This is a genomic window from Enterobacter cloacae subsp. cloacae ATCC 13047 (assembly GCF_000025565.1).
GTDB lineage: Bacteria > Pseudomonadota > Gammaproteobacteria > Enterobacterales > Enterobacteriaceae > Enterobacter > Enterobacter cloacae.
Genome location: NC_014121.1, coordinates 332,823 through 356,977, shown reverse-complemented (window position 1 = coordinate 356,977; position 24,155 = coordinate 332,823). Strand labels below are relative to the sequence as shown.

Here is a 24,155-nt window from a genome sequence, read left to right as displayed (position 1 = left end):
ACCTGTGATGAAGTGCAGATATCAACCTTCACAGGAGATCCGCCATGAGCAGAACCCCGGTACTGGAGATGCGCAGCATTGCCAAAACGTTTGGCAACTTCCACGCGCTCAAGGGTGTGGATTTGACGGTCTTTCCCGGTGAGATCCACGCGCTGATGGGTGAAAACGGCGCGGGAAAAAGCACGCTGATGAAGATCCTCGCGGGCGCCTACACCGCGACCAGCGGCGAGATCCTGATTGACGGTCAGCCGTATCACATTAAAGGCCCGAAGGATGCGCTGGCCGCAGGCATTACCCTGATCTATCAGGAGATGCAACTCGCCCCCAACCTGACAGTTGCGGAAAACATCTTTCTTGGCAGCGAACTCTCGCGCGGCGGACTGGTGCAGCGTAAAGAGATGGCCGCCCAGGCTCAGGCGGTCATCGACCGTCTGGGTGCAAACTTCAACGCCACCGACCTGGTGATGAAGCTGACTATCGCTGAACAACAGCAGGTGGAAATCGCCCGCGCGCTGCACCGTAACAGCCGCATTCTGGTGATGGATGAACCCACTGCCGCCCTCTCCTCGCGTGAAACCCATCGTCTGTTTGAGCTGATCCTGCGCCTGCGGGATGAAGGGATGGCGATCATCTATATCAGCCACCGCATGGCGGAAGTGTACGAACTCTCTGACCGGGTCAGCGTCCTGCGTGACGGGCAATACGTCGGTAGCCTGACGCGCGACAAACTGAACGCGTCTGAGCTGGTGAAAATGATGGTGGGTCGCCCCTTAAGCGATCTGTTCAACAAAGAGCGCGATATTCCGCTCGGCAGCCCGCGTCTTAACGTGCATCACCTCACCGACGGTAAAAAAGTCCAACCCTGCAGCCTGCAGGTGCGCTCAGGGGAAATCGTCGGCCTGGCGGGGCTGGTCGGTGCCGGTCGCTCCGAGCTGGCACAGCTCATCTTTGGCGTACGTAAAGCCACGGGCGGAATGATTGAAGTGGACGGCGAGCCGGTGGTGATCCACTCCCCGCGCGCGGCCATTGAAAACGGGATCGGTTTTCTTACCGAGAACCGCAAGGAGCAGGGGCTGTTCCTGGAGCTGGCGGCGCAGGAGAACATCACCATGGCGACGCTGGAGCGCGACGCCACCTTCGGCATGCTTAACCGCAAAAAAGCGCAGTCCATTTCTGACGATGCCATCGCCCTGCTGAATATCCGCGTGCCTCACGCACAGGTCCGCGCGGGCGGTCTGTCAGGCGGTAATCAGCAGAAATTGCTGATCTCCCGCTGGGTGGCGATTGGTCCGCGTATTCTGATCCTCGACGAACCGACGCGCGGTGTCGATGTCGGCGCAAAAAGCGAAATCTACCGCATCATGAACCAGATGGCGCGCAAGGGCGTGGCGATTTTGATGATCTCCAGCGAACTGCCGGAAGTGGTGGGCATGAGCGACCGCGTCTATGTCATGCGTGAAGGCAGCATCGCCGGGGAGCTCCACGGACACGACATCTCTCAGGAAAACATCATGACGCTGGCAACCGGCGTGAACGACTCACATCATCAGGCGGTGCAACTATGACAACTCCAACCCATCCGCAGCAGGTGGCAAAATCTGCCTCCGCCAAAAAAATGCTGATGAGCGATCTGATGCAAACGGTCGGCATTTTGCCCATTCTCATCCTGATCGTGGCGGTTTTTGGCTTTATCGCCCCTAACTTCTTTACCGAAAGCAACCTGCTCAACATTACCCGTCAGGCGTCGATCAACATCGTGCTGGCGGCAGGGATGACCTTCATCATCCTGACCGGGGGGATTGACCTCTCCGTCGGGTCGATTCTGGGTACCACGGCGGTCGCCGCGATGGTGGTGTCGTTAATACCGGAATTCGCCGGGCTCTCTATTCCCGCCGCGCTGATGCTCGGCCTGGTGCTGGGGCTGTTCAACGGCGCGCTGGTGGCCTTTGCCGGACTGCCACCGTTTATTGTCACCCTCGGCACCTACACGGCACTGCGGGGCGCAGCGTACCTGCTGGCCGATGGCACGACGGTGATTAACTCGAACATCAATTTTGAGTGGATAGGCAATAACTATCTTGGCCCCGTGCCGTGGCTGGTGGTGATTGCCCTGGCGGTGATTGTGGTGTGCTGGTTTATCCTGCGTCGCACTACGCTTGGCGTTCACATCTATGCGGTAGGCGGCAACATGCAGGCGGCACGCTTAACGGGCATCAAAGTCTGGCTGGTGTTGCTGTTTGTGTATGGCATGAGCGGCCTGCTCTCCGGGTTAGGCGGTGTGATGAGCGCGTCGCGCCTCTACAGCGCCAACGGAAACCTGGGCATGGGTTACGAGCTGGATGCGATTGCGGCGGTGATCCTCGGCGGCACCAGCTTCGTTGGCGGGATCGGCACGATCACCGGCACGCTGGTGGGAGCGCTGATTATCGCCACCCTCAACAACGGCATGACGCTGATGGGCGTCTCCTACTTCTGGCAACTGGTGATCAAAGGGGCGGTGATCATCATTGCGGTGCTGATCGACAAATACCGTACCCGACACCATCAAAGTGCATAACAACAATACCCTACGTGAGGAAGAGAGCATGAGATTGAAGCCCTTAGTGACAGCGCTCTGTGCTGGCGCGCTGCTTGCCGCAACGCCGTTTGCGCAGGCGAAAGATCTGAAGTCCATCGGCGTAACGGTGGGTGACCTGGCCAACCCGTTCTTCGTGCAGATCACCAAAGGTGCCGAGCTGGAGGCGCGCAAGCTGGCGGGGGATAACGTCAAAGTGACGCTGGTCTCCAGCGGGTACGATCTGGGCCAGCAGGTGGCGCAGATCGACAACTTTATTGCCGCCAAAGTGGACATGATCATCCTCAACGCCGCAGATTCTAAAGGGATCGGCCCGGCGGTGAAACGCGCGAAAGAGGCCGGGATCGTGGTGGTCGCGGTTGACGTGGCGGCAGAAGGTGCAGACGCGACGATCACCTCCGATAACACCCAGGCGGGCGAAATGGCCTGTAAGTACATCACCGACCGCCTGAACGGCAAAGGCAATGTGGTGATCATCAACGGACCGCCGGTCTCTGCCGTCCAGAACCGTGTGGAAGGTTGCCAGACAGAGTTCAAAAAACACCCGGATATCAAAGTGCTCTCCGATAACCAGAACGCCAAGGGCAGCCGCGAAGGGGGCCTGGAAGTCATGACCTCGCTGCTGGCGGCCAATCCGAAGATCGATGGCGTCTTCGCGATTAACGATCCGACCGCGATCGGTGCCGATCTGGCGGCGAAGCAAGCGCAACGCAACGAGTTCTTTATCGTTGGTGTGGACGGTAGCCCGGACGGCGAAGAAGCCCTGAAGCGGGAAAACTCCCTGTTTGTGGCGACGCCGGCACAAGATCCGCAGGTCATGGCGGCAAAAGCGGTTGAGATCGGCTATGACATTCTACAGGGCAAACCGGCGCCGAAAGAGCCTGTGCTGATCCCGGTGACGATGATCGATAAAAAGAACGTCGGCACGTATAAGGGGTGGACGGTTAAGTAACAATTGCGCGGCCCGATGCCCTCACCCTAACCCTCTCCCACAGGGCTGAGGGTTCCCCAGAAAAATGAAAAGCACGATGAAGTGTGATCTACTGGTTGCGCTAACAAATCAGAAGAGACCTCATCGTGCCTTTACAGACAGTCTGCCAGAAATTTTTCTCCGCGTCTTTACCGGACGTTCACAGCTTCCGGATTAATGTTCTTGTTTCCATGGCAGTTGCCCTCACGCACGGTGCGGATCTGACCCTGACCAGCCTTGGTCGCTCTCTTCCCGGCAGGGCGCACGTCAAAAATAAAATTAAACGTGTTGACCGTGCCCTGGGTAATACCGCCCTTCACCGGGATATTCCCCGTATTCAGCACCTGCTCACACATACCATCACCTCCCTGATGCCCTTCTGTGTGATTGCTGTCGACTGGACAGGCTGGCATGACAGGAACTGGTATCTTCTGCGGGCAAGCCTGGTCTGTAATGGTCGCTCACTGCCGCTTATGAGTGAGGTTGTCCCCGCAGAGCTGGCGCAGAACAGCGATGTACAGTGCCGCTTCCTTGACCGCCTGCATGATGCCATCCCGAAAGATAAAGCCGTCACCATCATTACGGATGCAGGCTTCCGGACAGACTGGTTCCGGCATGTCAGCCAGCTGGGCTGGAGCTTCACCGGCAGGGTCAGGGGCTGCATCAGCTTCCGGCTGGACGGAGATAAAAAGTGGATGAAAATCAGTGAGCTTGAGGCTACCGGACAACCGGTCTGCGTGGGTTACGGTGTCCTGTCCCGTAAACCACGAACGCCCTGTTACGGCCGGTTCTATCTGCATAAGCGCCCTGACGCAGGGCGTCAGGGAAAAGGGGGGATGCCGAAAACACAGCGGGAACACCGCAGTAGCGCGCGGGAGCCCTGGCTGCTGTTCAGTAATGCAGAGGGACTGGAGCCGCACCAGATAATGGCCCTGTACAGCCGCAGAATGCAGATAGAACAAAACTTCCGGGACGACAAAAGTCCACGCTTCGGGTTCGGTCTGAGGCTGAGCCGGAGTCAGGGAAAAGGGCGACTGGAAGTGCTGAATATGGTCGCGGCAATGGCAAGCCTGGTGATGTGGCTGGCAGGTTACAGGGCAGAAAGGCAGTGTTTACACTGGCACTATCAGGCAAGCAGCATCAGGCACAGACGGGTTCTGTCATACCTGAGTCTGGCAGAAGAAGTCATCCGGCATGAGCCAGGAAAAGTGAGACGGCTGAATATAGTTAACGAGATGAAAAAGCTGGGAAAAGAGTACAGTAATATGGTCATGGTGGCATGACCATATTACTGGGGATCCCTCAGCCCACAGGGAGAGGGGACTGGGCCGACAAAAAACACAAGGAGTCCCCATGAAACGCTCCGAAATCAACGAAATCCTCGGCCACACGCGGCAGTTTTTCTCCATGCACGACGTGCATCTCCCCCCTTTTGCCAGCTTCCCACCCACAAAATGGCAACAGCTCGATCAGGCCGCCTGGCAGGAAGTGTTTGATCTTAAGCTCGGTTGGGACGTAACGGCCTTTGGCGGCAGCAGCTTTGCCGCGCAGGGGCTCACGCTGTTTACCCTGCGCAACGGCTCACCAAACGGCACGCCGTATGAAAAATGCTACGCCGAAAAAATCATGCACGTACGCGACGGTCAGCTCACGCCCATGCATTTTCACTGGCGCAAACGGGAGGACATCATCAACCGCGGCGGTGGAAATCTCATTATTGAGTTATGGAATGCCGGTGCACATGCAGAGACCGAAAACACTGACGTCACCGTCACGATAGACGGTTGCCAGCAGACCCACGCCCCCGGCAGCCAGCTGCGCCTTACACCAGGGGAGAGCATCTGTCTGACGCCCGGCCTGTACCACAGTTTCTGGGGTGAACGCGGTTTTGGCGACGTGCTGGTGGGCGAAGTGTCATCGGTCAATGACGATGAACACGACAACCACTTTTTGCAGCCCGTTGCCCGCTATAACAACATCGAAGAAGACGAACCGGCGGTGCTGGTACTGTGCAACGAGTACAACCTGTTTCGGATATAAGGGGTAAATGATGCCATTGATTTCTCTTGCCGACGGTCTTGCGCACGCCAGGCAACATCGCTACGCGCTGGGTGCGTTCAACGTTCTCGACACCCACTTCCTGCGCGCCCTGTTTGCCGCGGCGAAGCAGGAGCGCTCGCCTTTTATCATCAACATCGCCGAAGTGCATTTTAAATATGTGTCGCTGGAGTCGCTTGTCGAAGCGGTTAAGTACGAAGCCGCCCGCCACGCGATCCCCGTGGTACTCAACCTCGACCACGGCCTGCACTTTGACGCCGTGGTGCGCGCCCTGCGCTTAGGGTTCAGCTCCGTGATGTTCGATGGCTCGACACTGAGCTACGAGGAGAATATTCGTCAGACGCGTGAAGTGGTGAAGATGTGTCACGCGGTGGGCGTGTCGGTGGAGGCAGAGTTAGGTGCCGTCGGTGGCGATGAAGGCGGAGCGCTCTACGGCCATGCGGATGAAGCGTACTTTACCGACCCGCAGCTGGCACGGGAATTTGTCGATTCAACCGGCATTGACGCGCTGGCCGTCGCCATTGGCAACGCGCACGGCAAGTATAAAGGCGAGCCAAAGCTCGATTTCCCCCGTCTGGACGCCATTCGCCAGCAGACCGGCCTGCCACTGGTGCTGCACGGCGGCTCCGGGATCAGCGATGCTGATTTTCGTCGCGCCATTGAACTTGGTATTCATAAAATCAACTTCTATACCGGCATGTCCCAGGCCGCGCTTTCCGCCGTTGAGCAGCGTATGGCCAACCGCCAGCCGCTGTACGATGAGTTTGCCGAGCTGCTGCTGGGCATAGAAGAGGCGATTACCGATACGGTCGCCGAACAGATGCGCATCTTTGGCAGCGCGGGGCAGGCATAATGGAACGCAAAGGGATCATCGCCGCGGGCAATATGCTGGTGGATCACGTTCACCAGATCGTGCAATGGCCGGAACGCGGCTGGCTGGCAGAAATTACCCACAGCGAGCGTTCCACCGGCGGCGCGCCGCTTAACGTCCTGCTGACGCTGGCGAAAATGCACGTCGGCCTGCCGCTGCAGGCGGTGGGGCTGATTGGCGAAGACAGCGACGGGGACTACATTCTGGCAATGCTCGACCAGTATCACGTCAATCGACAGCGCGTACAGCGCACCACCTTTGCGCCAACCTCCATGTCGCAGGTGATGGCCGACCCCAGCGGACAGCGCACCTTTTTCCACTCTCCCGGGGCCAACCGCCTGCTGGATCTCCCCGCGTTTGACCGTCTCGACGGCACAATGAAAATCTTCCACCTCGGCTACCTGCTGCTGCTCGACAGTCTGGATATGCCAGATGACGAATACGGCACCCGCAGCGCACGGCTGCTGGCGCAGATGCGCGAGCAGGGGTATGAAACCTCGCTTGATCTGGTCTCCCGCAAGGGCGATCCGCGCTATCAGCCGCTGGTCCTCCCTGCCCTGCGTCATCTCGATTATCTGGTCATTAACGAACTGGAAGCCGGAGAATTTAGCGGCCTTGAGATGCGCGACGGCAACGACGCACCACACGTTGCCCACATCGCTGAAGCCGCCGCGCAGCTGCTGGCGGCAGGCGTCCGGCAGCGGGTGGTGATCCACTGCCCGGAAGGTGCCTGGGGAGAAGCCGCAAACGAAGAAGGACGCTGGATCCCCTCATGGAGGCTGACTCAGGAGGAGATTATTGGCAGCGTCGGCGCGGGCGACGCCTTTTGTGCCGGTTTCTTATATGGCTGTCATGAATCGCTGCCGCTGGCAGAGAGTATTTACCTGGCGCATGCCTGCGCCCGGGCAAGCCTGCTGGCCGCGAATGCCATTTATGGAGCAAAAACGCTGGAGGAATTGACGCGCTTTATTCAGGAGAGCAGCGCCTAAATTAACAAAAATTGCGATTTTTGATTACAGTTCTATGAATTTTGCATAGCCGAACTACACTCTCTGCGTCTGGCACATTCGGCGTGGGCAACATATTGCCCACACGCTTTTCCGAAATGAGAGATACAGAGGACAAGGAAAAATGTTCGCAGCAATTATCATCGCTATATTTATTATCAGTGTTATTTATGCGCATTCGCGCGGCAAAGAAAAACAGACGCTTTCCCGTCAACTTTTCGACCACTCCACCTTTATGGCGCCTATCAATATGTTTATGACGGCGTTCTCTTCGCTGCCCGCCAGACAGCCCTTTTTTGAAACCGAGCGCTTTCCGGAATTAAATAAACTGACGGAAAACTGGGAGGTCATTCGCGAAGAGGCGCTGCGTTTGCAGGATCATATCAAGGCGGCACAAAATCATAACGATGCCGGTTTTAACACCTTCTTTAAACGCGGCTGGAAACGGTTTTACCTCAAATGGTATGCCGATGCGCATCCCTCGGCTCAGATCCTGTGCCCCGTTACGACACAACTGGTGAGTGAGATCCCGTCCGTGAAAGCGGCAATGTTTGCCGAACTCCCGGCGGGCGCGAAGCTCGGCAAGCATCGCGATCCCTACGCCGGCTCGGTTCGTTACCATTTAGGCCTGGTCACGCCAAATGACGATCGCTGCTTTATAGAGGTTGACCAGCAGCGCCACAGCTGGCGTGACGGTGAGGCTGTCATCTTTGATGAAACTTACGTGCACTGGGCGGAGAATAAATCGGATCACACGCGGATTATTCTCTTCTGCGATATCGAACGTCCGATGAAATGGCGCTGGGCGCAGGCGGTTAACCACTGGGTCGGGACAACGCTGATGTCAGCGGCCAGCTCCCCCAATGACGATAACGACCGCACCGGGGGAATCAACCGTATCTTCAAATATGTGCACGCCGGGCGAGAACGCGGTCAGCGTCTGAAGAAGCGCAATAGGAAGCTCTATTACGCACTGAAGTACCTGGTCATCACGGCGATTTTCGCCGCGCTTATTGTCGCTGCCATAACGTAAGCACTTACGCCGCCCTATCGGGATGACAGACATCGGCGGCAAAGACGTAGCCCAGCCCGCGGATCGTTTTGATTAATGCGGGCTGGTGCGGATTGGCTTCGATTTTCCGGCGCAGGCGCATGATCAACACGTCGATGGTGCGGTCAAACACATCGGCACTTTCGCTGTGGGTCAGCTCAAGCAGCTGCTCGCGGCTCAGTACCCGGCGGGCATTCTGGGTAAGCGCCAGCAGCAGGCCGTATTCACCCTGGGTCAACGGTACGGGGTTACGCTGCGGATCGATCAGTTCGCAGCGGGTGGTATCCAGCGTCCAGCCATTAAAAGCAATGCCCGCCACTCGTGGCGCGGGCGTGTCGGCCGCCAGCGCTCCGGTACGCCTGAGCACGGCTTTAACCCGGGCGACCACCACACGCGGATTAAACGGTTTGCCAATGTAGTCGTCGGCACCCATCTCCAGCCCTACCACCACGTCAGACTCACTCCCCAGCCCGGTAAGCATCACTACCGGCAGATCCGGGCGTTGCTTTTGCAACTGCAGCAGGACCTGCAGGCCGTTGATATCCGGCAGCATCATGTCCAGCAGGACCAGGGCAATTCCCGGTTCCTGATGAACCCGGTTCAGTGCGTCCTGTCCGTTATGGCAGACGAGCACCGTAAAGACGTGCTCGCTGAGCACATCCTGCAGCAGCTCGCACACTGCCGTATCGTCATCAACCACCAGAATCGCCGGTTTCATCGCATGCTTCCGTCAGGGGATTATGTTAAGTCTGAACTATTCTGCCGTCGGCTCCAGCCAAATGGATTTTTACGTGACGGAATTACAACCCATGTCACATCCGCTGCCTTTTCGACACGTCAATTTTGACGATTGCCTGCTTTTCGTCAGGGTTTTGCCAGGAAAACACCCGTAAAGTCGAGTGATACCCACACTAAAAACATGGCATAAAAGCTGCATTATGGCTGCGAAATGATTAACTGGAGCAGACTGATGAAAAAAGTCGTCACGGTTTGCCCTTATTGTGCCTCAGGTTGCAAGATCCACCTGGTGGTCGATAACGGCAAAATCGTCCGGGCGGAGGCCGCACAGGGGAAAACCAACCAGGGCACGCTGTGCCTGAAAGGGTACTACGGCTGGGATTTTATTAACGATACCCAAATTCTCACCCCGCGCCTGAAAACCCCCATGATCCGCCGTGAACGCGGTGGCAAGCTGGAAGCCGTCTCGTGGAACGAGGCGCTGGACTACGTCGCCACCCGCCTGAGCGCCATTAAGGCTAAATATGGCCCGGATGCGATCCAGACCACCGGGTCATCGCGCGGGACGGGTAACGAAACCAACTATGTAATGCAAAAATTCGCGCGCGCCGTTATTGGAACCAATAACGTCGACTGCTGCGCTCGCGTCTGACACGGCCCATCGGTTGCAGGTCTGCACCAGTCGGTCGGAAACGGCGCAATGAGTAATGCAATTAACGAGATAGACAACACCGATCTCGTCTTTATCTTCGGCTATAACCCGGCGGATTCTCACCCGATTGTCGCGAACCACGTTATTCGCGCCAAACAGAACGGGGCGAAAATCATCGTCTGCGATCCGCGCAAAATCGAAACGGCTCGTATTGCAGATATGCACATCGCGTTGAAAAACGGCTCGAACATCGCGCTGTTGAACGCCATGGGGCACGTCATTATTGAGGAGAACCTCTACGACCAGGCGTTTGTCGCCACTCGTACGGAAGGTTTTGAAGAGTATCGGAAAATTGTCGAAGGCTATACGCCAGAATCTGTCGAAGCGATCACCGGCGTCAGCGCGCAGGAGATCCGTCAGGCAGCAAGGATGTACGCCGGGGCGAAAACCGCCGCCATTCTGTGGGGCATGGGCGTGACCCAATTCTATCAGGGCGTGGAAACCGTGCGTTCCCTGACCAGCCTCGCCATGCTGACCGGCAACCTTGGCAAGGCACACGTCGGCGTGAACCCGGTACGCGGTCAGAACAACGTGCAGGGTGCCTGCGATATGGGTGCGCTGCCGGACACCTATCCGGGCTATCAGTACGTGAAGTTCCCGGAAAACCGCGCGAAGTTTGCCAAAGCGTGGGGGGTGGAAAGTTTGCCGGAGCACACCGGGTATCGCATCAGCGAGCTGCCGCACCGGGCGGCACATGGTGAAGTGCGGGCGGCTTACATCATGGGCGAAGATCCTCTCCAGACCGACGCCGAGCTCTCTGCGGTGCGTAAAGGGTTTGAGGATCTGGAGCTGGTGATTGTTCAGGACATCTTTATGACCAAAACCGCGGCAGCGGCAGATGTGATTTTACCGTCAACGTCCTGGGGCGAGCATGAAGGGGTTTACACGGCGGCAGACCGTGGCTTCCAGCGCTTCTTTAAAGCGGTGGAGCCGAAGTGGGATCTGAAAACCGACTGGCAAATCATCAGCGAAATTGCCACCCGCATGGGTTATCCAATGCACTACAACAACACCCAGGAGATCTGGGACGAGTTGCGGCATCTGTGTCCGGACTTCTACGGTGCAACCTATGAAAAAATGGGTGAACTGGGGTATATCCAGTGGCCGTGCCGGGATGAGTCTGAGGCCGACCAGGGCACGTCGTATCTCTTTAAAGAGAAATTCGACACCCCAAATGGGCTGGCACAGTTCTTCACCTGCGACTGGGTTGCCCCCATTGATAAACTCACCGATGAGTATCCAATGGTGCTTTCCACCGTGCGTGAAGTGGGCCACTACTCCTGTCGTTCGATGACCGGCAACTGCGCAGCGCTGGCAGCGCTGGCGGATGAGCCAGGTTATGCGCAGATCAACACCGCTGACGCTGAACGTCTTGGCATTGAAGACGAAGCGCTGGTATGGGTGAACTCGCGTAAAGGCAGGATCATTACCCGTGCGCAGGTCAGCGATCGTCCCAACAAAGGGGCGGTGTACATGACCTATCAGTGGTGGATTGGCGCCTGTAACGAACTGGTGACGGAGAACTTAAGCCCGATAACCAAAACGCCGGAGTATAAGTACTGTGCCGTACGCGTGGAGCCGATTGCGGATCAGCACGCTGCGGAACAGTATGTGATCGACGAATATAACAAGCTGAAAGCCCGCTTGCGCGAAAGTGCGATGGGATAATGATATTATTTAATTGATGAATAAAGGGAGTGAAATATTCACTCCCTTTTTATTTCTGCTTAACTCATTAAAAATATCAATTATTAATCTTGTAAGCTGCTCGCAGAAATAATGTAAATTGCACGAAAAAGAATTACATCTTTGCTTTTTGATTCAGATGGATAAGATGTGCGGCGGGTGCTTAAGACTTTCTGTCTTGAGCATTGTTGAGGGACAGAAAGTGGAAAGCCCCGGGAAATATTCATTTACCCGAGGCTACCCCTCAACAACCTACAGGTTGAGAGTAGCCTCTTATTCTTTTTTTGACAAGGAGTAAAAGGCATGACGCCATTAAAAACTGCGTTAGGCATTGTCTTTATTATCTGCCTGACGATAGTGATCTTTACCTTTATTACTCGCGGAAAGTTATGCGAACTGACAATAAAGAGTGAACATCAGGAGGTGGCGGCGAAATTAGCCTGCGTTGCAGGCTAACCTCTGCGGGCGGAACGACAGTTCCGCCCGGCTTGCAGGATGCTGAGGTCTTAACGCACCCGTTTTTTTATTCTATGGCCGCGATTATACTGCGCGGCGTGTACCCAGATGATAAGAATCCATGAAACCATTTTTACTGTTGTTATTAGTTTTTACGTCGTTCGTCCATGCCGATGAGATTGGCAGCCAGTACAAAGCACAGGCGGAGGCGGGCGATGCACGCGCTCAGTATTATCTCGCCGACACCTGGTTCAGCTCCGGCGACAGCAAGCAGGCGGCGATGTGGGCAGAGAAAGCGGCAAAAGGGGGCGACATCGATGCGATGGCCCTGTTGTCTCAGATCCACTTTACTCAGGGCGATTACGCTCAGGCTAAAGCGCTGGCACAGCAGGCCACGATTGCGGGCAGCAAGCGTGGCGCCATTATGCTGGCACGCGTTCTGGTGAATACCCAGGGTGGCAAAACAGACTACCCGCAGGCCATCAAACTGCTGCAGACGGCCACCGAAGATATCGACAACGACTCTGCGGTAGATGCGCAAATGCTGCTGGGTCTGATTTATGCCAACGGTGTAGAAGTGGCCCAGGACGATGCTCTGGCGGCATCGTGGTTTAAGCGCAGCTCATCTTTGTCACGCACTGGCTATGCCGAATACTGGGCAGGGATGCTGTTCCAGCAGGGCGAGAAAGGCTTTATCACGCCCAATAAACAGAAGGCGCTCTACTGGTTGAACCTGAGCTGTACGGAAGGGTTTGATACGGGATGTGAAGAGTTTGATGCGTTGAGCGGAGAATAACGTGCCGGGTGGCGGCTTCGCCTTACCCGGCCTACAAAACCCGTAGGCCCGGTAAGCGCAGCGCCACCGGGCTTAGGATGTTACTGGTCAGCCGTCTTATCAAAACGACCCAGCACCTCGCGTTCATACGCCAGCGCTTTTTTACGGTCGAACTTATGTTCCCACTTGGCAATAACCAGCACCGCCAGCGCGTTTCCAACCACGTTCAGCGCCGTACGCGCCATATCAAGGATACGGTCAACACCGGCGATAAACGCCAGACCTTCCAGCGGAATACCGACACTGCCAAGCGTCGCCAGCAGCACCACGAAGGAGACACCCGGCACGCCCGCGATCCCTTTTGAGGTCACCATCAGCGTCAGCACCAGCACAATTTCCTGCCACAGCGACAGATCAATGCCGTACAGCTGGGCAATAAAGATGGCTGCGATGCTCTGGTACAGCGTCGAGCCGTCCAGGTTAAAGGAGTAGCCGGTTGGCACCACGAAGCTGGTGATAGAAGCCGGGGCACCATAGGCCTCCATCTTCTCAATAATACGCGGCAGCACGCTTTCAGAGCTGGCCGTGGAGTACGCCAGAATCAGCTCATCTTTCAGAATGCGGATCAGGATCCAGATGCTCAGCCCACACAGGCGCGCCACAATACCCAGTACCACCAGCGCGAAGAACAGGATGGCGAAATGCACCAGAATTACCAGCTTCGCCAGCGGCCACAGGGAGGCAAAACCGAAGTTCGCCACGGTTACCGCGATAAGCGCAAACACCCCAACCGGCGCGTAACGCATCACCATGTGGGTCACTTTAAACATGGTTTCAGAGATGGAGCGGAACACGGTGACCAGCGGTTCACGGTGCGTGGCAGGCAGAGAGGAAAGACCCAGACCAAAAAGCACCGAGAAGAAGATGATTGGCAGCATCTCGCCCTTCGCCATCGACGCCACAATGTTAGTCGGCACCAGCGACAGGATGGTGCCCATCAGGCCGTGCGCATGGCTCTGCACTTCAGCGGTCGTACTTTGGTATTTCGAAATATCCACCGTCGCAAGTTGCGACATATCGATCCCGGAGCCTGGCTGGAAGACATTCGCCAGGGTAATGCCAAGGATGATGGCAATCGTCGTGATCACTTCGAAATAGAGAATGGTTTTTGCACCGATGCGGCCCAGCTGTTTTGCATCACCGACTCCGGCAATACCGACCACCAGCGTCGAGATGACAATCGGCACCACGATCATTTTGATCAAATGAATAAAGATATCGCCCGCCGGGGAGAGCAAGTTCGCAATCAGCCACTCGCGGCTGTCGCTGTGATAATGGAGATAGCTACCCAGCAGGATACCCAGCACAAGGGCCAGCAGGATTTGCCAGGCCAGGCTGACTTTAACGTTTTTCATAGAAACTGACTTCCTCAATGAAGCGCCCTATTCATGCAGACTGCATGAATATGGAGACATACTGAAAGGGTATGAATTGTGTTGCGTTGGTTTATGGGATTTTTTAACGCGGCGTATGAGTATCATCTGCGCGGTGTGTTGCGCAAGCCTTAAAGAACAACGCATTTCACTACGAAAAGCCGTTATGACGCGAGTTTACGATAATTCTTATAAATAACCATTTGTTATAAAAACGATTTTTTATGCGCAAATGTGAATAATCCGTCCGGTAAATTATTTTTCTTCAAAGTTTCATTCGCTCATTTTTCATACGCTTCAAACAATGCGTGATCTGCCGCCCAAATAATAAACAAAGCTTGTAAAGCCCCTACTATTAACGTTTTTGCGACATATTATTAACATCTTACAAGGAGAAAAAAAGCCATGAGCCAAATACACAAACACGACATTCCCGCTAACATTGCGGACCGTTGCCTGATCAACCCGGAGCAGTACCACGAGAAGTATCAGCAATCTGTCTCTGATCCTGACGCTTTCTGGGGCGAGCAGGGCCATATTCTTGACTGGATCAAACCTTACCAGAAGGTGAAGAACACCTCCTTTGCGCCGGGTAACGTTTCTATTAAATGGTATGAAGACGGCACGCTAAACCTTGCGGCGAACTGCCTCGATCGCCACCTTGCCGAACGCGGTAACGAAACGGCCATTATCTGGGAAGGCGACGATGCCTCTCAGAGCAAACATATCTCTTATAAAGAGCTGCACCGCGACGTGTGCCGCTTCGCTAACGTGCTGCTGGACCAGGGCATTAAAAAAGGCGATGTGGTCGCCATCTATATGCCGATGGTGCCGGAAGCGGCGGTGGCGATGCTGGCCTGCGCGCGCATCGGCGCGATCCATTCCGTTATCTTTGGCGGGTTCTCGCCGGAAGCGGTTGCCGGGCGTATTGTCGACTCGAGTTCGAAACTGGTGATCACCGCTGATGAAGGCGTGCGCGCCGGGCGCGGTATTCCTCTGAAGAAAAATGTCGACGAAGCGCTGAAAAACCCGAACGTCAAAACCGTCAGCAACGTCATCGTCCTTAAGCGTACCGGTGGCAAGATCGACTGGAATGAAGGGCGTGACCTGTGGTGGAGCGACCTGATTGAAAAAGCAAGCGACCAGCATCAACCGCAAGAGATGAACGCGGAAGATCCGCTGTTTATCCTCTATACCTCCGGCTCCACCGGCAAACCGAAAGGCGTACTGCATACCACCGGTGGCTATCTGGTCTATGCGGCCACCACCTTTAAATACGTTTTCGACTACCATCCGGGCGATATCTACTGGTGCACTGCCGACGTGGGCTGGGTCACCGGTCACAGCTATCTGCTGTACGGCCCGCTGGCCTGCGGTGCAACAACGCTGATGTTTGAAGGTGTACCAAACTGGCCAACCCCGGCGCGGATGTGCCAGGTGGTCGATAAGCACCAGGTCAACATTCTGTACACCGCGCCAACGGCGATCCGTGCGCTGATGGCGGAAGGGGATAAAGCGATAGAAGGCACTGACCGCTCTTCCCTGCGCATCCTCGGCTCCGTCGGCGAGCCTATCAACCCGGAAGCCTGGGAGTGGTACTGGAAGAAGATCGGCAACGAAAAATGCCCGGTAATGGACACCTGGTGGCAGACCGAAACCGGTGGGTTCATGATCACCCCAATGCCAGGTGCGACCCGCTTAAAAGCCGGTTCAGCGACCCAACCGTTCTTCGGCGTCCAGCCTGCGCTGGTGGATAACGAAGGCAATCCGCTGGATGGTGCCACCGAAGGCAACCTGGTGATCGTCGATTCCTGGCCGGGCCAGGCACGTACGCTCTTTGGCGACCACGAACGCTTCGAGCAGACCTACTTCTCAACCTTTAAAAACATGTACTTCAGCGGTGACGGCGCGCGTCGCGACGAGGATGGCTATTACTGGATCACCGGGCGCGTGGACGATGTGCTGAACGTCTCCGGCCACCGTCTGGGCACCGCGGAGATTGAATCCGCGCTGGTATCGCATCCGAAGATTGCCGAAGCCGCCGTTGTGGGGATCCCGCACAACATTAAAGGCCAGGCGATTTACGCCTACGTGACGCTGAACCACGGTGAAGAGCCATCGCCAGAACTGTATGCCGACGTGCGCAACTGGGTCCGCAAAGAGATTGGCCCGCTTGCCACGCCGGATGTACTGCACTGGACTGACTCACTGCCGAAAACTCGTTCCGGCAAAATTATGCGCCGAATCTTGCGCAAAATCGCGGCAGGGGACACCAGCAACCTTGGTGATACCTCAACGCTCGCCGATCCGGGCGTGGTGGAAAAACTGCTCGAAGAGAAGCAGTCCATCGCAATGCCTTCGTAACCTTTTCTCCCTCTCCCTGTGGGAGAGGGCCGGGGTGAGGGCATCAGACCGCACCTTCCTCCACTCACCCTAACCCTCTCCCCATAGGGGAGAGGGGATAAAACAAACCAACCTTACTTCTGGAGAACTCTGTGATGAATAACGATATTTGTCAGCAGATAGAGAATAGTGCGCACTACAGGGAGCTCGTTGATAAACGGCAACGGTTTGCCTTCTTACTTTCCATCATCATGCTGATTATCTACGTCGGCTTTATTCTGCTTATCGCCTTTGCCCCGCACTGGCTGGGTACGCCGCTGCATGAGGGCACCAGCGTCACACGGGGCATCCCGATTGGCATTGGCGTGATTGTGATTTCGTTTGTGCTGACCGGAGTCTACGTCTGGCGCGCGAACGGCGAATTCGATCGTCTTAATAAAGCGGTACTGCGTGAGGTAAAAGCATCATGAAGAGAGTCCTGACGGCGCTTGCCGCCACACTTCCCTTTGCGGCACACGCCGCAGATGCCATTACCGGCGAGGTTCAGCGCCAGCCAACCAACTGGCAGGCGATTATCATGTTCCTGATTTTCGTGGTGCTGACGCTGTATATCACCTGGTGGGCGTCGAAACGCGTCCGTTCCCGTAATGATTACTACACTGCGGGCGGTAATATTACCGGTTTCCAGAACGGGCTGGCGATTGCGGGCGACTTTATGTCTGCCGCGTCTTTCCTTGGGATCTCCGCGCTGGTGTACACCTCCGGCTACGATGGTCTGATCTACTCTCTCGGCTTCCTGGTGGGCTGGCCGATCATTCTGTTCCTGATCGCCGAACGCTTGCGCAACCTGGGGCGTTTCACCTTTGCTGATGTGGCTTCGTATCGCCTGAAGCAGGGTCCGATTCGTATTCTCTCCGCCTGCGGTTCACTGGTGGTGGTGGCGCTGTATCTGATCGCCCAGATGGTTGGCGCAGGCAAACTGATCGAACTTCTGTTCGGCCTGAACTACCACGTCGCGGTAGTGCTGGTGGGTGTGCTGATGGTGATGTACGTCCTGTTTGGCGGCATGCTGGCAACCACCTGGGTGCAAATTATCAAAGCGGTTCTGCTGCTGTTCGGTGCGAGCTTCATGGCCTTTATGGTGATGAAACACGTCGGCTTTAGCTTCAACAACCTGTTTACCGAAGCGATGGCGGTCCACCCGAAAGGGGAAGCGATCATGAGCCCGGGCGGGCTGGTGAAAGACCCGATATCCGCGCTTTCACTCGGTCTGGGTCTGATGTTTGGTACCGCAGGCTTGCCACATATCCTGATGCGTTTCTTCACCGTGAGCGATGCCCGCGAAGCGCGCAAGAGCGTCTTCTACGCCACCGGGTTTATGGGTTACTTCTACATACTGACCTTTATCATCGGTTTTGGCGCCATCATGCTGGTGGGAGCGAACCCGGCATTTAAAGACGCGGCGGGCGCGCTGATTGGCGGTAACAACATGGCGGCAGTGCATCTGGCAGATGCGGTAGGCGGCAATCTCTTCCTCGGCTTTATCTCAGCCGTGGCCTTTGCCACCATCCTTGCCGTGGTGGCCGGGCTTACGCTTGCCGGAGCATCTGCGGTGTCGCATGACCTGTACGCGAACGTGTTCCGCAAAGGCGCAACCGAGCGTGAAGAGCTCAAAGTCTCCAAAATCACCGTACTGATTCTGGGTGTGGTGGCGATCCTGCTGGGGATCCTCTTCGAGAAGCAGAACATTGCCTTCATGGTGGGGCTGGCCTTCTCAATTGCGGCGAGCTGTAACTTCCCTATCATCCTGCTCTCCATGTACTGGTCTAAACTGACCACCCGTGGCGCAATGGTAGGCGGCTGGCTGGGGCTGCTGACCGCGGTGATTCTGATGATCCTCGGCCCGACGATTTGGGTGCAGATCCTCGGTCACGAAAAGGCGCTCTTCCCGTATGAGTACCCGGCGCTGTTCTCAATCGCCGTGGCGTTTATCGGTATCTGGATCTTCTCTGCAACCGACAACTCGCCGGAGGGGAACCTGGAGCGTGAGAAATTCCGCGCCCAGTTTATCCGCTCACAAACCGGCCTGGGCGTGGAACAAGGCCGCGCACACTGAGTCTTGATCCCCGGCCTTCGGGCCGGGGAGTTCAGAACATCACCCACGCCACCAGCGGCGCAATCAGCACCATCAACACGCCGGAGAGCATCATCACCAGGCTTGCTACAACTCCCTCCTGCTGACCCAACTCATAAGAGCGTGCCGTTCCCGCGCCGTGTGACGCCGCGCCAAATCCCGCCCCTTTTGCCAACCCTTCACGGATAGAAAGCCGCAGAAATAGCATGTCGCCTACCGCCATACCGAAGACACCGGTGACAACCACGAACAGCGCCACCAGATCCGGCTGTCCGCCGAGCGGTTTAGCGGCTGCCAGCGCAAATGGCGTCGTTACCGAGCGCACGGCCAGGCTACGCTGAATTTCATCGGGCAGCGTAAACAGCCGCGCCAGCCAGACGGAGCTACAGACCGCCACCACCGTGGCGGTAATCACCCCCGCGCTGAGCGACATCCAGTGACGTTTAATGATATTCAGGTTGTCGTACACCGGCACCGCAAAGGCGATGGTGGCCGGCCCCAGTAGCCACAGCAACCAGTGGGATTCGCCAATGTAGTTTTGCCAGGAGATATGGCCAAAAACCAGCATCAGCACCAGCAGGATCGGCGTGAAGACCAGCGGCATCAGCGGCAGCGCGTGAAAGCGACGATACAGGCGTTTGTTGGCAAAGTAGATAACCAGCGTGGCAATCAGGCACAGCACGCTTATCTGGAAGTTAGTCATGTTTTTTGCCTGCGGATCTCGAAGCGATAAACCTTGTCCACCACCCAGGCGGTGGCGCCCAGCACCATCAGCGTGCTCAGGGCGATGACCGCGAAGATCCGCCAGCCGTCCACCATCAGCAGTTGCGCATAGTTCACCACCGCCACCACGGCAGGAACAAAGAACAGCAACATCTCTGCCAGCAGCCAGCGCGCGCCGGCACGCACCCAACTAAGGGGGATAACGCGGCAGAGAATGAGCGTCAGCATCAACACCATCCCCACCAGGTTGGCAGGCAGCGGCAGATGCAGCCAGCCGACAAGATATTCCGCAAAAACAAACAGTCCCGCGTAGAGCAGTACCTGAACCGGTACCTGGAGTCGTTGCACAACGGCAGGCGTAACACGGCTTAACGCCACGGCCATGGGGGTTTTCCTCAAAAATGAGACGAGGCGCCAGTATAGTGAGCGCACGGTATGGACTGAAATGAATTAAAATCATCGAAGGTATAGTTTCGAGGAATAATCATGGACATAAGAACGCTGCGCTATTTTGTCGAAGTGGTTCGCCAGCAGAGTTTTACCCGCGCAGCGGAGAAGTTATTTGTTACCCAGCCCACCATCAGCAAAATGCTGAAAAACCTCGAAGATGAACTCAACTGTACCCTGCTGATCCGCGACGGACGCAAGCTGTTGCTTACCGATACCGGGCGCGTGGTGTTTGAACGTGGCCTGGCGATCCTGGCCGAGTTTCGTCAGCTGGAAGCGGAGCTAGACGATATTAACCACCTGACCAAAGGGGTGCTGCGCCTTGGTATTCCGCCGATGGTCGGGATGATGATGGCCGGGCCGATTAGCCTGTTTCGCCAGCGTTACCCCGGCGTTGAACTCAAAATTTCGGAGTTTGGTGGGTTAACCGTCCAGCAGGCCGTAACCAACGGCGAGCTGGACGTCGCCATGACAGCCCTCCCCGTTGAGGAAGAGAGCGGTCTGGCGACGCTTCCGCTCTTTAGCCATCCGCTGTGCGTGCTGGTTCCCCGCTCCGGCGACTGGCTGAAGCGAGATTCAGTGAAACCTGAGCTGCTCGGTGAATACCCTCTGCTGATCTACAACGAAGATTTCGCCCTCAGCCGCCAGCTGATGACGCTGTTTAATCAACATAGCGTGAAGCCGCGCATTGCGGTGCGCAGCGGCCAGTGGGATTTCCTGGCAGCGATGGTGCAGGCAGGCGTGGGAATTGCCATTCTGCCGCAGCCGATTTGCGAGCGTCTGGATAAAAACACGCTGCGCTGGATCCCACTCGAAAGCGATTTGCACTGGCAGTTGGGGATGATCTGGCGAGAAGGGATATATTTGTCGCACAGCGCCCAGGCGTGGCTGCAATGTTGTGAGGGATTTTGGGTGCCCTCACCCTAACCCTCTCCCACAGGGAGAGGGAACCGATCGAGCACGTAGGCCCGGTAAGCGCAGCGCCACCGGGCAAAAAACAGCGTTACTGATTCTCTATCAACAACGCTTCCAGCAGATCCAGATCGTGCAGCAGCTTTTGCAGCGTTTCATTACTGATTTGCCGCGTGGCACGCAAGTGGTACAGCTCGGCACGCTCGGAGCGCAGCGCCGCCAGACGGAACCGGCGCTCAAGGTTCTCCTCCTGCAGCGAGCTTTCCACATCGTTACGGCCGTCAGCCCGGCGACGCAGATTACCAATCACGCGTGAGCTCACTTCCGTCAGCAGCTGATTGTCGATGTTCTCTTCGGCATCGGCGGCCAGGCGCTCTTCCATTTTCTGAATAGCGACAATCGCCACTTCGGCAGTGGCAGCGCGGGCAATCCGCTCCTCTTTATGCTGCTGCGTGGCGTCCCCGGCGTCGATATGCTGCAGCAAAATCGGCAGCATAATCACACCGACAAACAGTGAGAACAGGATCACGCCCGCCGCCAGGAAGACCAGTTCATAACGCGCCGGGAAGACATCGCCCGTCGGCAACAGCAACGGAATGGAGAGCACACCGGCCAGGGTAATCGCCCCGCGTACCCCCGCAAAGGAGGCAATCAGCAGCTCACGCGTGGTCCACGAACCAAACTCCATCGGCTTTTTCTTCAGGAAGCGCACGCTGAAGTTTTTCATCGTCCACAGCCAGCCGAAGCGCACCAGCATCAGCGCCATGTAGATCAGCACGATGTCGGTAAAGAGCATCCAGACTTCAACGTTCGGATCGGCCTCCGCCGCCACCAGAGAGGATTCCATAATGCCCGGCAGCTGCAGACCCAACAGCAGGAAGACCATGCCGTTAAAGACAAATTCCAGCATTGCCCAGGTGCTGTTTGCACGCAGACGCATGGCCAGCGGCGCGCGGCGCATTACGCCGGAGCGGGTGATGGTCATCCCTGCCGCTACCGCTGCCAGAATGCCCGACACGCCAATGTGTTCGGCAATCAGATAGGAGGCAAACGGCAGCAGGAACAGCAGTACGATCTGCGTTGCGGGTTCATCACCGCCCCAGCGGCTGAGGAAGCGCAGCGAGCGGCCATACAGCCAGCTCACCACGAAGCCCGCCAGGATACCGCCAATAGCAACCTTGAAGAATTCCAGGGTCGCGCCACCAACGGTAAAGATCATCGTTCCCATTGCGACGGCCACGGCGAACTTCAGGGCAACCAGACCGGAGGCGTCGTTCATCAGCGCCTCTCCCTGTAAGATGCCCATGATTTTCTTCGGAATCCGCCCTTCACCCACTATGCCGGACAGCGCCACGGCATCGGTTGGCGACAGGACTGCGGCCAGCGCAAAAGCGGGGATTAACGGGATCCCCGGAACCACCCAATAGATCAGGAAACCAATCCCGACCACGGTCACGACGACCAGCGCCAGTGCCAGACCGAAGATCTCGCGCCCATGTTCCAGAAACTCGCGCGTGGGTGTTTTCCAGCCATCGGCAAACAGCAGTGGCGGGATAAACAGCACGAGGAACAGTTCCGGGTCGAACTCAACGTGCAGGCCAAACGTCGGCCACGCCAACAGCGCGCCGATGGCAATTTGCATTAATGGCAGGGGGACCTGAAAGGGCAGTACGCGTGTAACCACCCCGGATAATGAGACCACAAGGGTCATGATGAGTATTGTGAAAAAGATTTCCATGCGTTCCCTGTTTGCTGTGTTACTTATGTACTACGGAAGGCGTCGTGCCTTTTATTCTATCTTCCCCAGAGTAACGCAAAAGGCAACGGGATGAGTCCTGAAAATAAAAACGGGTGGCCTGAGCCACCCGTTTTCGCATCAAAGGACAATTTAGATTGCCCAGCCGCCCGCGTAGAACACCACCAGCGCAACGGCGATAACCACGGTGCCGATGTTCAGCTTGCGCCACTCACCGGAGACCAGGCGACCAATCACCAGCGACGCGAAGCCGATCATGATGCCGGTCACGATGTTACAGGTCAGCACGATAAATACCGCAGTGATCAGGCCTGACATCGCGTCCACAAAGTCCGCAAAGTCAATTTTCGCCACGTTGCTCAGCATCAGCAGGCCGACGTACATCAGTGCCGGAGCCGTAGCGTAGGCTGGCACCAGATAAGAGAGCGGAGAGAGGAACAGGATCAGCAGGAACAGTACACCAACGGTAATGGCGGTCAGGCCAGTTTTACCGCCTGCCGCGGTGCCCGCAGCGGACTCGATATAGACCGCAGCCGGAGAAGCGCCTACCAGACCCGAGAAGACGCTGCTCAGGGAGTCGGTGGTCAGCGCTTTGCCACCGTCGATAATCTGACCGTCTTTATCCAGCAGGTTCGCCTGACCGGCCACCGCACGGATGGTACCGGTGGCATCAAACACCGCCGTCATCACCAGCGCCAGCACGCTTGGCAGGATCACCGGGTTCAGCGCGCCGACAATATCCAGGCTGCCAATCAGGGAGTTACCGTTGTCATCGCTCAGCGACGGCATGGCAAAAATACCAGAGAAATGCACGGTCGGATCGAAAATCAGGCCAACAATGGACACACCGATAATGGTCAGCAGAATGCCGCCTGGGACTTTCAATTTTTCCAGACCAATAATCACCGCCAGGCCAATCAGGGACATGATCACCGGGAAGCTGGCGAAGTGACCCAGCGCCACCGGCAGACCGTCCAGCGGGTTCTTAATGACCAGACCCACGCCATTGGCGGCAATCAGCAGCAGGAACAGACCGATACCGATACCGGTGCCGTGCGCCACGCCGTGCGGCAGGTTGCGCAAAATCCAGCTACGAATGCCGGTTGCCGAGATAATGGTGAACAGCACGCCCATCAGGAAGACGGCGCCCAAGGCAACCGGTACGCTGATGTGTTGGCCCAGCACCAGGCTAAACGCGGTGAAGGCGGTCAAGGAAATGGCACAGCCAATCGCCATCGGCAGATTCGCCCACAGCCCCATTACGATGGAGCCAACACCGGCGACAAGACAGGTTGCAACGAAAACCGCTGCCGGTGGGAAGCCTGCTTTACCGAGCATGCCCGGCACAACGATGACGGAGTACACCATTGCCAGAAACGTTGTCAGACCGGCAACGATTTCCTGGCGCACGGTGCTGCCGCGAGCAGAAATTTTAAAGATGGCGTCAAGTGAACCGCCGGTACGCGCGGATGGCGTAGACATAGAAAACATCCCCTGAGAGTTTTTAT

Annotated in this window: 21 protein-coding genes; 15 read left to right on the top strand and 6 right to left on the bottom strand. The window is 56.6% G+C overall.

The window, feature by feature from the left end:
* Window positions 1–44: 44 nt before the first annotated feature.
* The 8 genes from ECL_RS01675 to lpxO all read left to right on the top strand — a co-directional run bounded on the left by ECL_RS01675 (window position 45) and on the right by lpxO (window position 8,514).
* A complete protein-coding gene (locus tag ECL_RS01675; RefSeq protein WP_013095096.1) occupies window positions 45–1,565 on the top strand; it encodes a sugar ABC transporter ATP-binding protein in 1,521 nt (506 codons plus the stop codon).
* A complete protein-coding gene (locus ECL_RS01670; protein WP_013095095.1) occupies window positions 1,562–2,557 on the top strand; it encodes an ABC transporter permease subunit in 996 nt (331 codons plus the stop codon). Before ECL_RS01675 ends, ECL_RS01670 begins: the two co-directional genes overlap by 4 nt.
* A 28-nt stretch (window positions 2,558–2,585) precedes the next feature.
* Complete coding sequence (locus ECL_RS01665; RefSeq protein WP_013095094.1) at window positions 2,586–3,527, top strand: ABC transporter substrate-binding protein; 942 nt, start codon at window positions 2,586–2,588, stop codon at window positions 3,525–3,527.
* 209 nt (window positions 3,528–3,736) lie between these two features.
* Window positions 3,737–4,828, top strand: coding sequence for an IS4 family transposase (locus tag ECL_RS01660; protein ID WP_226842839.1), 1,092 nt, complete (start codon window positions 3,737–3,739; stop codon window positions 4,826–4,828).
* A gap of 70 nt (window positions 4,829–4,898) precedes the next feature.
* Window positions 4,899–5,585: a D-lyxose/D-mannose isomerase gene (locus ECL_RS01655; protein ID WP_013095092.1), complete on the top strand. Its 687-nt coding sequence runs from the start codon at window positions 4,899–4,901 to the stop codon at window positions 5,583–5,585.
* A gap of 10 nt (window positions 5,586–5,595) precedes the next feature.
* Window positions 5,596–6,456, top strand: coding sequence for a ketose 1,6-bisphosphate aldolase (locus ECL_RS01650; RefSeq protein WP_044159019.1), 861 nt, complete (start codon window positions 5,596–5,598; stop codon window positions 6,454–6,456).
* Window positions 6,456–7,463 carry a carbohydrate kinase family protein gene (locus ECL_RS01645; protein ID WP_013095090.1) on the top strand — a complete coding sequence of 336 codons (1,008 nt, stop codon included), beginning with the start codon at window positions 6,456–6,458 and terminating at the stop codon, window positions 7,461–7,463. The genes ECL_RS01650 and ECL_RS01645 overlap by 1 nt, the downstream gene beginning before the upstream one ends.
* 142 nt (window positions 7,464–7,605) lie before the next feature.
* Complete coding sequence (lpxO, locus tag ECL_RS01640; protein ID WP_013095089.1) at window positions 7,606–8,514, top strand: lipid A hydroxylase LpxO; 909 nt, start codon at window positions 7,606–7,608, stop codon at window positions 8,512–8,514.
* 4 nt (window positions 8,515–8,518) lie between these two features.
* Here lpxO and ECL_RS01635 read toward each other — a convergent pair whose 3' ends face one another.
* A complete protein-coding gene (locus tag ECL_RS01635) occupies window positions 8,519–9,250 on the bottom strand; it encodes a response regulator (RefSeq protein ID WP_013095088.1) in 732 nt (243 codons plus the stop codon).
* A 252-nt stretch (window positions 9,251–9,502) separates the two neighbouring features.
* Here ECL_RS01635 and fdhF point away from each other — a divergent pair, with 252 nt between their 5' ends.
* From fdhF to ECL_RS01620, 3 genes are all read left to right on the top strand, one after another.
* Window positions 9,503–11,650: a formate dehydrogenase subunit alpha gene (gene fdhF, locus ECL_RS01630; RefSeq protein WP_077681898.1), complete on the top strand. Its 2,148-nt coding sequence runs from the start codon at window positions 9,503–9,505 to the stop codon at window positions 11,648–11,650.
* 321 nt (window positions 11,651–11,971) lie between these two features.
* The gene (locus ECL_RS01625) at window positions 11,972–12,124 is read left to right on the top strand and encodes a Hok/Gef family protein (protein ID WP_013095084.1); all 153 of its coding nucleotides are present in this window, start codon (window positions 11,972–11,974) and stop codon (window positions 12,122–12,124) included.
* Window positions 12,125–12,245: 121 nt separating this feature from the next.
* Entirely contained in the window at window positions 12,246–12,920 is a 675-nt protein-coding gene (locus ECL_RS01620; RefSeq protein WP_013095083.1) for a tetratricopeptide repeat protein, read from the top strand.
* Between the two features lie 80 nt (window positions 12,921–13,000).
* Here ECL_RS01620 and gltP read toward each other — a convergent pair whose 3' ends face one another.
* Window positions 13,001–14,314: a glutamate/aspartate:proton symporter GltP gene (gene gltP, locus ECL_RS01615; RefSeq protein ID WP_013095082.1), complete on the bottom strand. Its 1,314-nt coding sequence runs from the start codon at window positions 14,312–14,314 to the stop codon at window positions 13,001–13,003.
* A 423-nt stretch (window positions 14,315–14,737) separates the two neighbouring features.
* Here gltP and acs point away from each other — a divergent pair, with 423 nt between their 5' ends.
* The 3 genes from acs to actP all read left to right on the top strand — a co-directional run bounded on the left by acs (window position 14,738) and on the right by actP (window position 18,791).
* On the top strand, window positions 14,738–16,696 hold the full coding sequence (gene acs / locus ECL_RS01610) for an acetate--CoA ligase (protein WP_013095081.1): 1,959 nt from the start codon (window positions 14,738–14,740) through the stop codon (window positions 16,694–16,696).
* Window positions 16,697–16,830: 134 nt separating this feature from the next.
* Entirely contained in the window at window positions 16,831–17,145 is a 315-nt protein-coding gene (locus ECL_RS01605) for a DUF485 domain-containing protein (RefSeq protein ID WP_013095080.1), read from the top strand.
* Window positions 17,142–18,791 carry a cation/acetate symporter ActP gene (gene actP / locus ECL_RS01600; RefSeq protein ID WP_013095079.1) on the top strand — a complete coding sequence of 550 codons (1,650 nt, stop codon included), beginning with the start codon at window positions 17,142–17,144 and terminating at the stop codon, window positions 18,789–18,791. The genes ECL_RS01605 and actP overlap by 4 nt, the downstream gene beginning before the upstream one ends.
* Window positions 18,792–18,822: 31 nt before the next feature.
* Here the strand turns inward: actP and ECL_RS01595 are convergent, their stop codons facing one another.
* Complete coding sequence (locus ECL_RS01595) at window positions 18,823–19,512, bottom strand: LrgB family protein (RefSeq protein ID WP_013095078.1); 690 nt, start codon at window positions 19,510–19,512, stop codon at window positions 18,823–18,825.
* Window positions 19,509–19,916, bottom strand: a complete 408-nt coding sequence (locus ECL_RS01590; protein ID WP_013095077.1) for a CidA/LrgA family protein — start codon at window positions 19,914–19,916, stop codon at window positions 19,509–19,511. The genes ECL_RS01595 and ECL_RS01590 overlap by 4 nt, the downstream gene beginning before the upstream one ends.
* Window positions 19,917–20,018: 102 nt before the next feature.
* Between ECL_RS01590 and ECL_RS01585 the strand changes: the two genes are divergently transcribed.
* A complete protein-coding gene (locus tag ECL_RS01585; protein ID WP_013095076.1) occupies window positions 20,019–20,906 on the top strand; it encodes a LysR family transcriptional regulator in 888 nt (295 codons plus the stop codon).
* A 76-nt stretch (window positions 20,907–20,982) separates the two neighbouring features.
* On the opposite strand, the gene ECL_RS01580 is transcribed toward ECL_RS01585, so the two are convergent.
* Window positions 20,983–22,629 carry a Na+/H+ antiporter gene (locus ECL_RS01580; RefSeq protein WP_013095075.1) on the bottom strand — a complete coding sequence of 549 codons (1,647 nt, stop codon included), beginning with the start codon at window positions 22,627–22,629 and terminating at the stop codon, window positions 20,983–20,985.
* A 150-nt stretch (window positions 22,630–22,779) separates the two neighbouring features.
* Window positions 22,780–24,129: a guanine/hypoxanthine transporter GhxP gene (gene ghxP / locus ECL_RS01575; RefSeq protein ID WP_013095074.1), complete on the bottom strand. Its 1,350-nt coding sequence runs from the start codon at window positions 24,127–24,129 to the stop codon at window positions 22,780–22,782.
* Window positions 24,130–24,155 lie beyond the last annotated feature (26 nt).

What these genes read in the sequence shown, in the direction of transcription:
- ECL_RS01675 (WP_013095096.1), top strand. Translation starts at nt 45, where the DNA reads ATGAGCAGAACCCCGGTACTGGAGATGCGCAGCATTGCCAAAACGTTT.
- ECL_RS01670 (WP_013095095.1), top strand. Translation starts at nt 1,562, where the DNA reads ATGACAACTCCAACCCATCCGCAGCAGGTGGCAAAATCTGCCTCCGCC.
- ECL_RS01665 (WP_013095094.1), top strand. Translation starts at nt 2,586, where the DNA reads ATGAGATTGAAGCCCTTAGTGACAGCGCTCTGTGCTGGCGCGCTGCTT.
- ECL_RS01660 (WP_226842839.1), top strand. Translation starts at nt 3,737, where the DNA reads ATGGCAGTTGCCCTCACGCACGGTGCGGATCTGACCCTGACCAGCCTT.
- ECL_RS01655 (WP_013095092.1), top strand. Translation starts at nt 4,899, where the DNA reads ATGAAACGCTCCGAAATCAACGAAATCCTCGGCCACACGCGGCAGTTT.
- ECL_RS01650 (WP_044159019.1), top strand. Translation starts at nt 5,596, where the DNA reads ATGCCATTGATTTCTCTTGCCGACGGTCTTGCGCACGCCAGGCAACAT.
- ECL_RS01645 (WP_013095090.1), top strand. Translation starts at nt 6,456, where the DNA reads ATGGAACGCAAAGGGATCATCGCCGCGGGCAATATGCTGGTGGATCAC.
- lpxO (WP_013095089.1), top strand. Translation starts at nt 7,606, where the DNA reads ATGTTCGCAGCAATTATCATCGCTATATTTATTATCAGTGTTATTTAT.
- ECL_RS01635 (WP_013095088.1), bottom strand. Translation starts at nt 9,250, where the DNA reads ATGAAACCGGCGATTCTGGTGGTTGATGACGATACGGCAGTGTGCGAG.
- ECL_RS01625 (WP_013095084.1), top strand. Translation starts at nt 11,972, where the DNA reads ATGACGCCATTAAAAACTGCGTTAGGCATTGTCTTTATTATCTGCCTG.
- ECL_RS01620 (WP_013095083.1), top strand. Translation starts at nt 12,246, where the DNA reads ATGAAACCATTTTTACTGTTGTTATTAGTTTTTACGTCGTTCGTCCAT.
- gltP (WP_013095082.1), bottom strand. Translation starts at nt 14,314, where the DNA reads ATGAAAAACGTTAAAGTCAGCCTGGCCTGGCAAATCCTGCTGGCCCTT.
- acs (WP_013095081.1), top strand. Translation starts at nt 14,738, where the DNA reads ATGAGCCAAATACACAAACACGACATTCCCGCTAACATTGCGGACCGT.
- ECL_RS01605 (WP_013095080.1), top strand. Translation starts at nt 16,831, where the DNA reads ATGAATAACGATATTTGTCAGCAGATAGAGAATAGTGCGCACTACAGG.
- actP (WP_013095079.1), top strand. Translation starts at nt 17,142, where the DNA reads ATGAAGAGAGTCCTGACGGCGCTTGCCGCCACACTTCCCTTTGCGGCA.
- ECL_RS01595 (WP_013095078.1), bottom strand. Translation starts at nt 19,512, where the DNA reads ATGACTAACTTCCAGATAAGCGTGCTGTGCCTGATTGCCACGCTGGTT.
- ECL_RS01590 (WP_013095077.1), bottom strand. Translation starts at nt 19,916, where the DNA reads ATGGCCGTGGCGTTAAGCCGTGTTACGCCTGCCGTTGTGCAACGACTC.
- ECL_RS01585 (WP_013095076.1), top strand. Translation starts at nt 20,019, where the DNA reads ATGGACATAAGAACGCTGCGCTATTTTGTCGAAGTGGTTCGCCAGCAG.
- ECL_RS01580 (WP_013095075.1), bottom strand. Translation starts at nt 22,629, where the DNA reads ATGGAAATCTTTTTCACAATACTCATCATGACCCTTGTGGTCTCATTA.
- ghxP (WP_013095074.1), bottom strand. Translation starts at nt 24,129, where the DNA reads ATGTCTACGCCATCCGCGCGTACCGGCGGTTCACTTGACGCCATCTTT.